The following is a 12,955-nucleotide window of genomic DNA, read 5'->3' on the forward strand; positions in this document are numbered from 1 at the left end:
AACCCCGCCAGCTGGCGGGGTTTGTGTTAATGGTGCTTCCGGTCCGGGCGACGATCGTCATGACGGTGTTGATCGTCACGATCGCGATGTTCATCGTGCGGACGCCAGTGGTTATCGCGCCAGTCATAGTGCGCTTTCCACCAGTCATGGTCGCGCCAGCGGCCGCCATCCCAGTAGTGCCCGTTATTATCCCGATCGCCAATTTGCAGTTTTACCGCGGGCACGAGGGTGATTTCAGCTGCCTGCACCGCCATCGGAGCGACCAGCATCAGTGAAAGCGCGATAAGTGCAGGTTTCAGTGTAGACATAGGTGACTCCTTATTCTTCTTGCCCAACGTGGGCCGATGTAAGGAGAGTACGTGATGGGAACGGGGGATGTTATTCTCTGCAATCCTAAACGCTAAGTGACAGCATTTATTGGGAATTTCTGCTTTTTTCCTGCTGTTTTTCTCCTTAATTTCTCCATAAAAAAGCCGGGTGGCGCTGCGCTTACCCGGCCTACGTTCTGAGCCGTTGTAGGCCCGGTAAGGCGTAGCCGCCACCGGGCAACAAACTTACGCTCGGGTCATCATCAGCTTACGCAGCGCGGCAAAGTCTGCGGGCAGCTCATGAGACAGCAGCGGCAGGTCGGCACGCTCGGCCAGCTCTTTTGGCAGCGGCAGCGTTTCCCCCAGGATCGCTTCCACACTCTCTTTGAACTTGGCCGGATGGGCGGTGCCGAGGAACAGGCCATACTCACCCGGTTGAAGCTGATCGCGCAGGGCACGATAGGCAATCGCCGCATGCGGCTCAGAGGTATAGCCCACCGCTTTCAGCTCGCGCATGGTGGCTTTCGTGGTTTCGTCCGTCACCGCTGCGTAACCCAGATCGCCCAGACGCCAGACCTTACGGCGGAACAGCTCTTCCACACGCGGCCAGTTGTTAGGCTGTGACACATCCATCGCATTGGAGAGCGTGGCCTGAGTCGCGTTCGGCGCCCATTTTCCGTCCTTCAGGAAACGCGGCACGGTGTCGTTGGCGTTGGTGGCGGCGATAAAGCGCTTCACCGGCAGGCCGAGTGATTTCGCCAGCAGGCCTGCCGTCAGGTCGCCGAAGTTCCCGCTTGGCACGGAAACCACCAGCTGATTGCGCGCGTCCTGCGGCAACTGCGCCACCGCTTCGAAGTAGTAGCAGATCTGCGCCAGCAGACGGCTGATGTTGATGGAGTTGGCAGAGTTCAGCCCCAGCGCCGCCTTCAGCTCTTCGTCATCGAAGGCTTGCTTCACCAGCGCCTGACAGGCATCGAAATCGCCGTCGATCGCCACGGTTTCAATGTTGCCCCCAAGGGTGCAGAACAGTTTTTCCTGAAGCGGGCTGATTTTGCCTTTCGGATAGAGGATCACCACGCGGACGTTTTTCAGGCCGTAGAACGCATGGGCCACCGCCGCACCGGTATCGCCTGAAGTCGCGGTCAGAATGGTCACCGGTTTGTCGCCGCTGATGTGGGTCAGCATCTGCGCCATAAAACGACCGCCGAAATCTTTGAACGCCAGCGTCGGGCCGTGGAACAGCTCCAGACAGCCAACGTCAGGCTCCACCTGCTTCACCGGCGCCGGGAAAGCAAACGCCGCACGCACGCGCTCTTCCAGCAGCTCCTGTGGGATTTCGTCGCCGATAAACGCAGACAGAATTTTGGTGCTGCGGGTGACAAAGTCCTGCTTCAGCAGTTCATCGATTTCGGTCAGCTGAAATTCCGGCAGGTCGTGGGGGAAGAACAGCCCCTGATTTTTGCCCAGCCCCTGCGTTACCGCCTGCGCAAAGCTGACCTGCTCGTTATGATCTTTAAGGTTGTAGAGTTTCATTCGTTATCCCAGTACTCGTGCGCCAGCCGTGTCCAGACGGCAAATATGAACAAAGCCTTCCTGATTTTGCAGGTAGTGTTTAGAGAGCCAGTCCGCCACGCGCTGCGCGGTGTCTGGCTTGTCGCATAAGGCGAACAGCGTCGGGCCGGAGCCGGAGATGCCGCACGCCTGTGCGCCGATATCCATGGATGCCTGTCGCGCTTCGTTAAAGCCCGGCAGCAGCTTCGTGCGATACGGCTCGGCAATAACGTCTTTCATCAGTTTCGCCGCCAGCTGCGGCTGTCGGGTGTAGCAGGCATGAATAAAGCCCGCCAGATGACGCCCGTGGGCGATACAGTCCTGACGACGATACTGCGCCGGCAGGATCGCACGCGCTTCGGCGGTAGACACTTTAATGCCCGGATAGGCCAGCACCCACAGCCACTCATCAAACCCTGGCACCTGCTGGCTGATGATGCCATTTTCTTCAATCATCAGCTGCATGCCGCCAAGGAAGCACGGCGCCACGTTATCATAATGAATGCTGCCGGAGATGCGCCCTTCCAGCTCGCCCATCAGCGCCAGCAGACGGCTGTTGTTCAGCGGCTTGCCGCAGTGCTCATTCATCGCCACCAGCGCGGCGACCACCGAGCAGGCGCTCGAGCCCAGCCCCGAACCAATCGGCATGCTCTTTTCCAGCGTCATGGCGACCGGCACGTTTTTGCCAATCTCCTGACAGAAGCGTTCCCAGCACTGATAAACAATATTCTCGCGCGGTTCAGACGGCAGCTTACTGGCGAAACGGCCGATGTTATTCAGGCTGAAGCGCTCTGCCGCCTCAACCGTAACCGTATCGCCCAGCAGCGAACCGTCCACTGGCGTTACCGCCGCGCCCAGCACGTCAAATCCGACGCTCATATTGGCGCTGGAAGCCGGGGCATATACTTTAACCATCTTAAACTCCTAACTTCCATGACAGGGTACGCAGCAGATCGGCAAACACGCCTGCCGCCGTCACATCATTCCCTGCGCCATAGCCGCGAAGCACCAGCGGCAGTGGCTGATAATAATGGCTGTAGAACGCCAGAGCGTTCTCGCCGTTTTTCACCTTGTACAGCGGATCGTTGCCATCCACTTCGGCAATCTTCACCCGGCAGACGCCGTCTTCTTCAATGTTGCCAACATAGCGCAATACCTTACCTTCATCACGGGCTTTCGCAACGCGTGCGGCAAAGGCATCGTCAAGCTGAGGTAAATTCGCCATAAAGGCGCTGACGTCACCGCTGTCATCAAATTCTGCTGGCAGCACTGGCTCAATCACGATATCCGAAAGCTCCAGCTCGCGGCCGGTCTCGCGCACCAGGATCAGCAGCTTACGCGCCACGTCCATACCGGAGAGGTCGTCGCGCGGATCCGGCTCGGTGTAGCCCAGCTCGCGCGCGGCGCGGGTGGCTTCCGACAGGCTCATCCCTTCGTCCAGCTTGCCGAAGATAAACGACAGGGAGCCGGAGAGGATGCCGGAGAAACGCTGTAGTTCGTCGCCCGCGTTCAGCAGGTTTTGCAGGTTCTCGATGACCGGCAGGCCCGCGCCCACGTTGGTGTCATACAGAAACTTGCGGCGCGACTTACTCGCCGCCAGACGCAGCTGGTGATAGTAATCCATCGACGAGGTGTTGGCCTTTTTGTTCGGCGTCACCACGTGGAAACCTTCGCGCAGGAAATCCGCGTACTGATCGGCCACCGCCTGGCTGGAGGTACAGTCAACGATCACCGGGTTAAGCAGGTGATATTCTTTCACCAGGCGGATCAGGCGGCCCAGGTTAAACGGCTCTTTCGCCTCTTCCAGCTCCGCCTGCCAGTTTTCCAGGTTCAGACCGTGGACGTTAGTCAGCAACGCTTTCGAGTTCGCAATGCCGCAGACGCGCAGATCGATATGTTTCTTCTTAAGCCACTCCTGCTGACGCTTTACCTGCTCCAGCAGCGCGCCGCCGACGCCGCCGACGCCCACCAGGAACAGCTCAATCACCTGGTCGGTGTTGAACAGCATCTGATGCACCACGCGCACGCCGGTAGTGGCGTCATCGTTATCCACGACAACGGAAATGGAACGCTCGGATGAGCCCTGGGCAATAGCCACGATATTGATATTGGCCCGCGCCAGCGCGGCAAAGAATTTGGCGGAGATACCGCGCAGGGTGCGCATACCGTCGCCGACCACCGAGATAATCGCCAGACGCTCCTGAATGGAAAGCGGCTCCAGCAGCTCTTCTTTCAGCTCCAGATAGAACTCTTCTTCCAGCGCGCGACGGGCGCGCAGGCAATCGCCCTGCGGAACGCAGAAGCTGATGCTGTATTCGGAAGAAGACTGCGTGATCAGCACCACGGAGATCCCGTTGCGGGACATAGCGGCAAAGACGCGTGCCGCCATGCCGACCATGCCCTTCATCCCCGGGCCGGAGACGCTGAACATCGCCATGTTATTGAGGTTAGAAATGCCTTTCACCGGCAGGTCATCTTCATCCGCGCTGGCGCCAATCAGCGTACCCGGCGCCTGCGGATTACCGGTATTCTTAATCAGGCAAGGGATCTGGAACTGGGCAATCGGGGAGATGGTACGCGGGTGAAGAACTTTAGCGCCGAAGTAGGAAAGCTCCATCGCTTCCTGGTACGACATCGACTTCAGCAGCCTGGCATCCGGCACCTGGCGCGGATCGCAGGTATAAACGCCGTCGACATCAGTCCAGATCTCACAACAGTCTGCGCGTAAACAGGCCGCCAGCACCGCAGCGGAGTAGTCAGAGCCGTTACGCCCCAGCACCACCAGTTCGCCCTTCTCGTTACCGGCGGTAAAGCCTGCCATCAGGATCATATGGTCAGACGGGATTTTGCTCGCCGCAATACGGCGTGTCGACTCGGCAATGTCGACGGTGGATTCAAGGTAGTGGCCCACAGCCAGCAGTTTTTCAACCGGATCGATGACCGTCACGTGGTGACCGCGCGCTTCCAGCACGCCTGCCATGATGGCGATAGAGAGTTTTTCACCCCGGCAAATCAGCGCCGCGTTGATGCTGTCCGGGCACTGGCCAAGCAGGCTGATACCGTGAAGAACGTGTTTAATCTGGGCAAATTCAAGTTCAACGGTGCTTTTCAGCTGCGCCAGCGGGAAACCAGGCTGGGCGTCGGCCAGCCCCTGAAGCAGATCGGCGAAGATACGCTCGGCGTCGCTGATATTCGGCAGTGCATCCTGACCACCGATGGTTTTTTCAATCATCGCCACCAGGTGGTTCGTGATTTTGGCCGGGGCAGAGAGCACGGTGGCAACCTGCCCCTGCCTGGCGTTGCTTTCCAGGATATCGGCAACACGCAGAAAACGTTCTGCATTTGCCACTGACGTACCGCCGAACTTCAACACTCGCATGGTTCTACCTCATTTCCTTTAGCCGAAAAAAAAGCCCGCACTGTTCAGGTGCGGGCTTTTTTCTGTTTTTCCTGTACGCGTCAGCCCGCATCGTTACCTGTGGTAATGATGATGGTTGTAGTAATGGTGGTGATGCTGATGCGTTTCATGGATGTTGTGTACTCTGTCATTATTATCTGTCTGTGCTCTATTCTTTTAGGGTTAAAGGATCGAGCCCCTTAAGTCAATGAATTTTTAATTCGATCACAATTCGGGACATTCTCACGTCCCGCTGCGCGCAGATTTATTTTCATCGGAATACCCCAGTTGCAACCCCAGACATCAGCAGGATCGGCCATAATAAAAACCTATGGCACTATTTTACTCCGCTAATTTTTTTTCAATATCATGAAGCAATCGGTGCAGCATTGCCGTGTCGCGCTGTTCAAGACGCCCCAGGCGCTGCTGTAACCACTCCACCATTTTTTGATCGTCAGCGACGCCCAACTGCGCAAGAAGCTTATCTGCACGAACACGCAGTGCCGCCAGCTGGTTTTCATCCGAAACTGTCACCGGTGGCTGAGAAATTTGTATTAAGGATGCTAATTGATAGCAATAGACCATCACCGCCTGCCCCAGATTGAGTGACGGATAATCCGCCACCATCGGCGCGCCCGTCAGCACGTCAGCCAGCGCCAGCTCTTCGTTAGTCAGCCCGGAATCTTCTCGCCCAAACACCAGCGCGGCTTTCTCCAGCCACTGGCTTTTCTCTTCCAGCATCGGCACCAGTTCAGCAGGCGTGGCGTAATAGTGAAACTTCGCCCGGCTGCGCGCGGTCGTCGCGACGGTAAACGAAATATCGTGGAGTGCGTCGGCGAGCGTAGCGTAAGTGGTTATATTATCGAGAATATCACCCGAACCGTGCGCCACCCAGCGCGCAGCAGGCTCCAGATGCGCCGTGCTGTCCACAATACGCAAATCGGTAAAACCCATAGTCTTCATGGCACGCGCCGCAGCGCCAATATTTTCAGCTCTTGCTGGTGCCACCAGCACAATCGACAGATGCATTTACGCTCTCTTTTTAATCAGTTAGCAGGTAAAAATGTGATTCAGTTCAACATATTACGCAGCACGAATTTACATTTTTGCAACACAAATCACCGAAATAGCGTTTCATAACAATTAAAAAAAGCTAAACTATTTTGTGGCTGAACAATCAGTTAGAATGTTAACAGAAGACCATTATCCTTATGTTTTGTAATGATAATGACCATATGAATACTCTTTTCTGATTGGATTCGTACCGTTTATCAATCAATGTCCGCAACTAGTTGGTTTATTGAAAAATTGTGACAAAGGCTAGCATTCAGCTACGATGATTTCATCAAACTGTTAACGTGCTACAATTGAACTTGATATATGTCAACGAAGCGTAGTTTTATTGGGTGTCCGGTGTCACTTAGCCTGTTATGTTGCTGTTAAAATGGTTAGGATGACAGCCGTTTTTGACACTGTCGGGTCCAAAGGGAAAGTACCCACGACCAAGCTAATGATGTTGTTGACGTTGATGGAAAGTGCATCAAGAACGCAATTACGTACTTTAGTCACGTTAAGCCGATCATGTTAATTTGCGACATGCATCAGGCAGGTCAGGGACTTTTGTACTTCCTGTTTCGATTTAGTTGGCAATTTAGGTAGCAAACATGCAGACCCCGCACATTCTTATCGTTGAAGACGAGTTGGTAACACGCAACACGTTAAAGAGCATTTTCGAAGCAGAAGGCTACGATGTCTTTGAAGCGACCGATGGCGCAGAGATGCATCAGATCCTTTCTGAAAATGATATCAACCTGGTGATTATGGATATCAACCTGCCGGGCAAAAACGGGCTTCTTCTGGCGCGCGAACTGCGTGAACAGGCGAACGTCGCGTTGATGTTCCTGACAGGCCGTGACAACGAGGTTGATAAAATTCTTGGTCTGGAAATCGGCGCGGATGACTACATCACCAAGCCGTTCAACCCTCGCGAGTTAACCATTCGTGCACGCAACCTGCTGTCCCGCACCATGAATCTGGGTACGGTCAGTGAAGAGCGTCGTAGCGTCGACAGCTACAAATTCAACGGCTGGGAACTTGATATCAACAGCCGTTCGCTGATTAGCCCGAACGGTGAGCAGTACAAACTGCCGCGCAGTGAATTCCGCGCGATGCTGCACTTCTGCGAGAACCCGGGCAAGATTCAGTCTCGTGCAGAACTGCTGAAGAAAATGACCGGTCGTGAGTTGAAGCCACACGATCGTACCGTTGACGTAACCATCCGTCGTATTCGTAAACATTTCGAATCTACGCCTGATACGCCGGAAATCATCGCCACGATCCATGGTGAAGGCTATCGTTTCTGCGGTGACCTCCAGGAGTAATCCTCACATCACGCAGTAAAGAACGGCGCATTTGCGCCGTTTTTTTTTATTAATGCCACGGCATAATCGGCACCGCGCTAATCGCGTTTTTCGGTGAGCCTTCCACGACTTTGTCCGAGTAGGCCAGATAAGCCAGGGTGTTACGCTTCGCATCATAAAAACGGACCACCTGTAGCTTTTTGAACACCAGCGAGGTCCGTTTCTGGAATACAACGTCGCCCTGCGCTTTGCCGTTTTTAATTTTGTCACTCAATTCCACCGGTCCAACCTGCTGGCAGGAGATGGCCGCGTCAGACGTGTCTTCAGCCAGCCCCAGGCCGCCTTTAATCCCGCCGGTCTTCGCCCGGCTGACATAGCAGGTGACGTTTTTAACGTCCGGATCGTCAAACGCCTCCACCACAATTTTGTGGTCCGGCCCAAACATTTTAAACACGGTATCCACGGAGCCAATTTGCTCCGCCTGCGCCACGCGCCCTGCCATCAGCGCCAGTGCTGCAAAGACTAAAACCTTGTATTTCATATTGTTACCATTCATAAAAAATTACGCTGAGCGATTATTCAACAGGTTAGATAAAAATGTAGCAAGATCACAGGATTAGAATATATCCGCACATAAATCACCATAAAAAGCATTTATGCGCAAAAAAAACACTGAATGCTAAAACGTCAAAAAATGCTATTATCCGCTAACCTGTAAACAGGCACCTGCGGCAGTTTTAAGGATGAGGATAGTATATGGATCAGGCTGGAATTATTCGCGACCTGCTCACCTGGCTGGAAGGTCATCTCGACCAGCCATTGTCACTGGATAATGTGGCGGCAAAAGCAGGCTATTCCAAGTGGCATCTGCAAAGGATGTTCAAGGATGTCACCGGTCATGCTATCGGTGCCTATATTCGCGCACGTCGTTTATCAAAGTCTGCTGTTGCGTTGCGCCTGACCGCGCGACCAATCCTTGATATTGCCCTGCAATATCGTTTCGATTCACAGCAAACTTTCACCCGCGCCTTTAAAAAGCAGTTCTCGTTAACGCCAGCGCTTTATCGCCGCTCGCCGGACTGGAGCTCCTTTGGTATGCGTCCGCCGCTGCGTCTGGGCGAGTTTGCGATGCCAAAATATGAAATCATCACCCTGCCAGAAACGCACCTGGTCGGCACCACGCAGAGCTACTCCTGTTCCCTTGAGCAGATCTCCGAGTTCCGCCATCAGATGCGCGTTCAGTTCTGGCGCGAATTTTTAAGCCATGCTCCGGCGATCCCGCCGATTCTGTATGGTTTGAACGAAACGCATCCAAGCCAGGAAAAAGATGACGAGCAGGAGGTGTTCTATACCACGGCGCTGACGCCTGATATGGCGAACGGTTACATTCATGGCTCGAAGCCTGTCGTGCTGGAAGGCGGCGAGTATGTGATGTTCTCATACGAAGGTTTAGGAACGGGCGTTCAGGAGTTCATCCTGACCGTTTACGGGACCTGCATGCCGATGCTGAATCTGAATCGCCGTAAAGGTCAGGACATTGAGCGCTACTATCCGGCGCAAGATGCTAAACCGGAAGAAGGCCCTATCAATCTGCGTATGGAATTCCTGATTCCGGTACGTCGTTAACGCTGCAATTCGTCCAGTGCAGGGGCATCAAGATGCGAAATGTCCCCTGCCATCTCAACCACCCACCCCGATGCCAGCCAGGCACTTTCCTGATAGTCGATACGGGAAATGGAACAGTTGCGCAGACGCAAACGGCGTTCGGCGTAAGCCGGCAGTCCCAGAATGGTGCTCACCAGACAACCCAGCGCGATACCGTGGCTCACCAGCAGCGGTCGGCTACCTGCCGGGAGTTTCAGGCACTCGGCCAGCGCGGCATGCATGCGCACGCTCAGCTCCTGCATGGATTCACCCTCAGGGATGCGACCATCTTCAGTGCCGTTCACCAGCGTGCGGCGCCAGCCTTCTTCGGTTTCCGTCAGCGTATCGATAGGACGTTTTTCCAGCACGCCCATATCCAGCTCGCGCAGACGCGGTTCGAGGGTCACGTCGCAGCCACAGGCATCGGCGATGATGCGTGCCGTCTGCTGTGTGCGGCCTAAATCACTGGAGATGACGTGAGTGATGCCCAGCGTTCTGGCACGCTCCGCCACCTGCCACGCTTGCTGCACACCTTTGTCGGTGAGAGGACTGTCTGACTGGCCTTGAATACGTCGCTCGGCGTTCCACTGCGTTTCACCGTGGCGAACAAGGTATACCTGTAACATGCTTTTTTTCCGTTATACTGCGATGAATTTTTTAAATCGAGCTTAATTATGCACCATGTTGTCTCTGCTACCACCAATCCTGCCAAAATTCAGGCAATTCTAAGGGCATTTGAAGAGATCTTTGGCGAAGGATCCTGCCATATTGACGCCGTCGGCGTCGAGAGCGGTGTGCCGGAACAGCCGTTTGGCAGCGAGGAAACACGCGCTGGCGCACGAAATCGCGTGGCGAATGCAAAAGCCGCCGCGCCAGACGCTGACTTCTGGGTCGCGATTGAAGCTGGTATCGACGAAGGAGCGACCTTCAGCTGGGTTGTCATCGAAAGCCGCGAGCAGCGCGGCGAAGCGCGTTCTGCCACGCTGCCGCTGCCGGAGGTCATACTGGAGAAAGTCCGCGCGGGTGAGGCGCTGGGGCCGGTAATGTCGCACTATACCGGCATTGATGAGATTGGTCGTAAAGAGGGAGCGATTGGCGTCTTTACCGCGGGCAAGCTCACCCGTTCGAGCGTTTACCACCAGGCCGTTATTCTGGCGTTAAGTCCGTTCCATAACGCGATTTATCGTTAAGTCTGTAGGCCGGATAAGGCGAAGCCGTCATCCGGCGTTTTTCAGCAATACCGCTTCCAGCCACTGACGCAGTTCAACCGGCGCCGACTTCAGGCTGTTTGAACCACGGGTAATGGTCGCGATGCCCGCGCCCAGCTCGTTTTTCAGCTCGCGCTGGCTCATTTCGCCGCGCAGCAGTTCCTCAATAATGCGTACCCGCGTGCCCAGCGCTTCGCGTTCATCGGGCGTCAGCATCAGCTGTAGCAACGGTAAATGCAGATCTTTGTCGTAAGACTGGCGGAGCAACTCCACAAAACGAAGCCACTCCTGATGACGCTGTTCGGCCATGGCCGAGGAATACGGGGAATGCTGGGTCATGTTATGCTGCCTCTTGTACTCATTAGCGAGTACAGCATAACACAACCCGCGCCGATCAGTAACGTCTCTGCCACTCGGCATCGCTCATCAGGGTATCTTTCTGCCCCATGAAGTAGCGATAGTAGGCGTCATAGGCCAGCACGTTCTTCACATAGCCGCGCGTTTCCGAGAACGGAATGCTCTCGACAAACGCCACGGCGTCGATACGCCCTGCGCTGTTACCAAGCCATGTCCGCACGCGGCCTGGCCCGGCGTTGTACGCCGCTGACGCGAAGATACGGTTATTACCGAACTGCTGATAGACGTACTGCAAGTAGCTGGTACCGATGTTGATGTTGGTCTCCGGATCCAGCAGCTGGGACGGGCTGCTGTAGCCTGGAATATTAAACATCTTCACCGTGTGCGTCGCGGTGCCCGGCATAATCTGCATCAGGCCGCTGGCACCCACTGGTGAACGCACTTTCGGGTTCCAGGCGCTCTCCTGACGGGCAATGGCCATCGCGTAGCTTTGCGGAATATCTTTGCCGCTGGTGTAGCGATCGAACAGATCCTTATAAGCCAGCGGGAAACGCTCTTCGAGATGATCCCAGAGTTTGCCGGCGATCGTCGCCTGCACGCTCAGATCCCACCAGCGATTATCAAACGCATAGCGGGCAAGCTGCGCTTTCTCTTCAGTGGTACGGCTGGTGACCAGATTCGCCCATTCGCTGCGCGCGGTATTATCCAGATTCCAGTACATCAGCTCGCGCACGCGCGCCATTTCCGGCCCCTGCGTCAGCGCCGGGTTCGCGTTGGCTGGCGCTTTGTCGATCTTCAGGGTGTACTCCTCGCCCAGACGCTGCGCCGCCGCCATCGGGTAGAATCCGCGCTGCTGCATCAGGGAGTGGAGGATCTCTTTGGCTTCATCGTCACGACCACGTTCCAGCAGCAGGTCTGCCTGCCAGTAACGCCATTCATCTTTCTCTTTGGCATCCATCGGCAGACGCGCCAGCCAGGTATTGAGGCCACGACGATCGCCCGTTCCCAGCGCCATGCGCACGCGACGCTCCACCAGCGAGACAGAGTTTGAACGCATCACCGCATCATCACGCCAGCGCGCCTGTTCGTCGGTGACATCTGTTCCCATCAGTCGCCATGCCACGATATCGCGCAGCTCCTGAGTTTGATCGTCATTAAGCTGCTGGGCCTGCACCAGCTGCGGGATCATCAGCCTGGCGTTTTCCACATCATCACGCGCCACGCTGGCAAAGGCCACCGCCGCCATCTGGCGGGTAAAATCGGTCGCGCCGGTGGTACGCGCAAACGTCAGGACGGTGTTCGGATCGTTTGCCAGGCCGATAACGGCAGAAGCAATGGTCTGATAATCCGCCGGCATTTGCCCCGCCAGCACGGTGACCAGCCGCGTGTTCCCGGCCTTCATAGCCAGGCGGATGCGTTCGAGGTAGGAGAGCGGATCCTGCTGCCCCGACGCGCGCCAGGCGCTGAAAAGCGGATCGCAGGCGTTGGGCTGACTTTTGCCCGTCAGCCACAGCTCTTTTGCGCCGGCCCACGCTTCTTCCTGCTGGCCGGTAGCCCATTTCGCGTAATAGTAATTACACTGCGCTTCCGTCGCGCCCGGCTTGTCCGGGCTGAAGGCCAGCAGGCCGCGCCAGTCTTCGCGACGGGCAAGCTCGTTCACGAACCGGGACTTCAGGGTGCGCGCAGGCGGCAGGGTCGGGTTCGCCTGAATGAAGTTATTCACGGTGACGGTCGGTTGATTCATGAGATCGTCCGTGATCTGGCGATACTCCAGATACGGATACAGCGGATAATCCTTCAGCGTCGGCATCAGCGCCTGCACGGTATCCATCTGCCTGTTGTCCCATGCCTGCTTAATCTGGGCATAGCGGCTACGTTGTTCGTCCAGTGAATCGGCATGCACCGCCTGGCTTACCGCCATTACGCATACGCTGGCAGCCAGCAGACGCCAGACCACCCGTTTGGCTTTTTCCACAAGCTCTTCCTCATTGTTTTTCGTCAGTTGCAGCGTCTTGCCACGTCAAAGTTACATCAACTTATGCTAACCAGGCATCCCACAACGCGCCACGTCATGGACACTTTTTTACCTTTCTTGCGCGTTTTAACACTCCCGACGTTCCTGGCTGGGAT

General features: G+C 55.7%; 14 protein-coding genes and 1 other annotated feature. Of the genes, 3 read left to right on the top strand and 11 right to left on the bottom strand.

Translation table 11 applies throughout. From position 1 onward, the window contains the following. Positions 1 to 26 precede the first annotated feature (26 nt). The 7 genes from DD597_RS06690 to yjjY all read right to left on the bottom strand — a co-directional run bounded on the left by DD597_RS06690 (position 27) and on the right by yjjY (position 6,825). A complete protein-coding gene (locus DD597_RS06690; protein WP_048241417.1) occupies positions 27 to 308 on the bottom strand; it encodes a DUF2502 domain-containing protein in 282 nt (93 codons plus the stop codon). Between the two features lie 246 nt (positions 309 to 554). Then, positions 555 to 1,841: a threonine synthase gene (gene thrC / locus DD597_RS06695; RefSeq protein WP_003856490.1), complete on the bottom strand. Its 1,287-nt coding sequence runs from the start codon at positions 1,839 to 1,841 to the stop codon at positions 555 to 557. Between the two features lie 3 nt (positions 1,842 to 1,844). Further along, positions 1,845 to 2,774 carry a homoserine kinase gene (thrB, locus tag DD597_RS06700; RefSeq protein WP_022650380.1) on the bottom strand — a complete coding sequence of 310 codons (930 nt, stop codon included), beginning with the start codon at positions 2,772 to 2,774 and terminating at the stop codon, positions 1,845 to 1,847. Position 2,775: 1 nt separating this feature from the next. Further along, positions 2,776 to 5,238 (bottom strand): bifunctional aspartate kinase/homoserine dehydrogenase I, encoded by a 2,463-nt coding sequence (gene thrA / locus DD597_RS06705; RefSeq protein WP_003856494.1) that lies wholly within the window; start codon positions 5,236 to 5,238, stop codon positions 2,776 to 2,778. Positions 5,239 to 5,262: 24 nt separating this feature from the next. Then, positions 5,263 to 5,380: a sequence feature (Thr leader region), on the bottom strand. After that, positions 5,319 to 5,387, bottom strand: coding sequence for a thr operon leader peptide (gene thrL / locus DD597_RS06710; protein ID WP_015572623.1), 69 nt, complete (start codon positions 5,385 to 5,387; stop codon positions 5,319 to 5,321). (Overlaps the previous feature by 62 nt.) A 211-nt stretch (positions 5,388 to 5,598) precedes the next feature. Further along, positions 5,599 to 6,285 (bottom strand): tRNA/rRNA methyltransferase, encoded by a 687-nt coding sequence (locus DD597_RS06715; protein WP_022650379.1) that lies wholly within the window; start codon positions 6,283 to 6,285, stop codon positions 5,599 to 5,601. Between the two features lie 399 nt (positions 6,286 to 6,684). Further along, positions 6,685 to 6,825: a protein YjjY gene (gene yjjY, locus DD597_RS06720; RefSeq protein ID WP_001541509.1), complete on the bottom strand. Its 141-nt coding sequence runs from the start codon at positions 6,823 to 6,825 to the stop codon at positions 6,685 to 6,687. Between the two features lie 95 nt (positions 6,826 to 6,920). Between yjjY and arcA the strand changes: the two genes are divergently transcribed. Beyond that, positions 6,921 to 7,637, top strand: coding sequence for a two-component system response regulator ArcA (gene arcA / locus DD597_RS06725; RefSeq protein WP_003856501.1), 717 nt, complete (start codon positions 6,921 to 6,923; stop codon positions 7,635 to 7,637). A gap of 49 nt (positions 7,638 to 7,686) precedes the next feature. On the opposite strand, the gene creA is transcribed toward arcA, so the two are convergent. Further along, on the bottom strand, positions 7,687 to 8,157 hold the full coding sequence (creA, locus tag DD597_RS06730) for a protein CreA (RefSeq protein WP_003856503.1): 471 nt from the start codon (positions 8,155 to 8,157) through the stop codon (positions 7,687 to 7,689). A gap of 215 nt (positions 8,158 to 8,372) precedes the next feature. Between creA and robA the strand changes: the two genes are divergently transcribed. Further along, positions 8,373 to 9,242, top strand: coding sequence for an MDR efflux pump AcrAB transcriptional activator RobA (robA, locus tag DD597_RS06735; RefSeq protein ID WP_003856504.1), 870 nt, complete (start codon positions 8,373 to 8,375; stop codon positions 9,240 to 9,242). Here the strand turns inward: robA and gpmB are convergent. Then, on the bottom strand, positions 9,239 to 9,886 hold the full coding sequence (gpmB, locus tag DD597_RS06740) for a 2,3-diphosphoglycerate-dependent phosphoglycerate mutase GpmB (protein ID WP_006810187.1): 648 nt from the start codon (positions 9,884 to 9,886) through the stop codon (positions 9,239 to 9,241). The two genes, robA and gpmB, sit on opposite strands and share 4 nt — an antisense overlap. Before the next feature lie 48 nt (positions 9,887 to 9,934). On the opposite strand from gpmB, the gene yjjX reads away from it, so the two are divergent. Continuing rightward, positions 9,935 to 10,450, top strand: a complete 516-nt coding sequence (gene yjjX / locus DD597_RS06745; RefSeq protein WP_022646994.1) for an inosine/xanthosine triphosphatase — start codon at positions 9,935 to 9,937, stop codon at positions 10,448 to 10,450. Positions 10,451 to 10,477: 27 nt separating this feature from the next. Here yjjX and trpR read toward each other — a convergent pair whose 3' ends face one another. Together trpR and sltY are read right to left on the bottom strand one after the other, a co-directional pair. Continuing rightward, entirely contained in the window at positions 10,478 to 10,807 is a 330-nt protein-coding gene (trpR, locus tag DD597_RS06750) for a trp operon repressor (RefSeq protein WP_003856511.1), read from the bottom strand. A gap of 55 nt (positions 10,808 to 10,862) precedes the next feature. Further along, the gene (gene sltY / locus DD597_RS06755; RefSeq protein ID WP_003856513.1) at positions 10,863 to 12,800 is read right to left on the bottom strand and encodes a murein transglycosylase; all 1,938 of its coding nucleotides are present in this window, start codon (positions 12,798 to 12,800) and stop codon (positions 10,863 to 10,865) included. Positions 12,801 to 12,955: the final 155 nt, after the last annotated feature.

Source organism: Enterobacter cloacae complex sp. 677-3DZ2D5B (assembly GCF_004136695.1).
GTDB lineage: Bacteria > Pseudomonadota > Gammaproteobacteria > Enterobacterales > Enterobacteriaceae > Enterobacter > Enterobacter hormaechei_C.

What these genes read in the sequence shown, in the direction of transcription:
- DD597_RS06715 (WP_022650379.1), bottom strand. Translation starts at nt 6,285, where the DNA reads ATGCATCTGTCGATTGTGCTGGTGGCACCAGCAAGAGCTGAAAATATT.
- yjjX (WP_022646994.1), top strand. Translation starts at nt 9,935, where the DNA reads ATGCACCATGTTGTCTCTGCTACCACCAATCCTGCCAAAATTCAGGCA.
- robA (WP_003856504.1), top strand. Translation starts at nt 8,373, where the DNA reads ATGGATCAGGCTGGAATTATTCGCGACCTGCTCACCTGGCTGGAAGGT.
- thrB (WP_022650380.1), bottom strand. Translation starts at nt 2,774, where the DNA reads ATGGTTAAAGTATATGCCCCGGCTTCCAGCGCCAATATGAGCGTCGGA.
- arcA (WP_003856501.1), top strand. Translation starts at nt 6,921, where the DNA reads ATGCAGACCCCGCACATTCTTATCGTTGAAGACGAGTTGGTAACACGC.
- gpmB (WP_006810187.1), bottom strand. Translation starts at nt 9,886, where the DNA reads ATGTTACAGGTATACCTTGTTCGCCACGGTGAAACGCAGTGGAACGCC.
- DD597_RS06690 (WP_048241417.1), bottom strand. Translation starts at nt 308, where the DNA reads ATGTCTACACTGAAACCTGCACTTATCGCGCTTTCACTGATGCTGGTC.
- creA (WP_003856503.1), bottom strand. Translation starts at nt 8,157, where the DNA reads ATGAAATACAAGGTTTTAGTCTTTGCAGCACTGGCGCTGATGGCAGGG.
- thrC (WP_003856490.1), bottom strand. Translation starts at nt 1,841, where the DNA reads ATGAAACTCTACAACCTTAAAGATCATAACGAGCAGGTCAGCTTTGCG.
- thrA (WP_003856494.1), bottom strand. Translation starts at nt 5,238, where the DNA reads ATGCGAGTGTTGAAGTTCGGCGGTACGTCAGTGGCAAATGCAGAACGT.
- trpR (WP_003856511.1), bottom strand. Translation starts at nt 10,807, where the DNA reads ATGACCCAGCATTCCCCGTATTCCTCGGCCATGGCCGAACAGCGTCAT.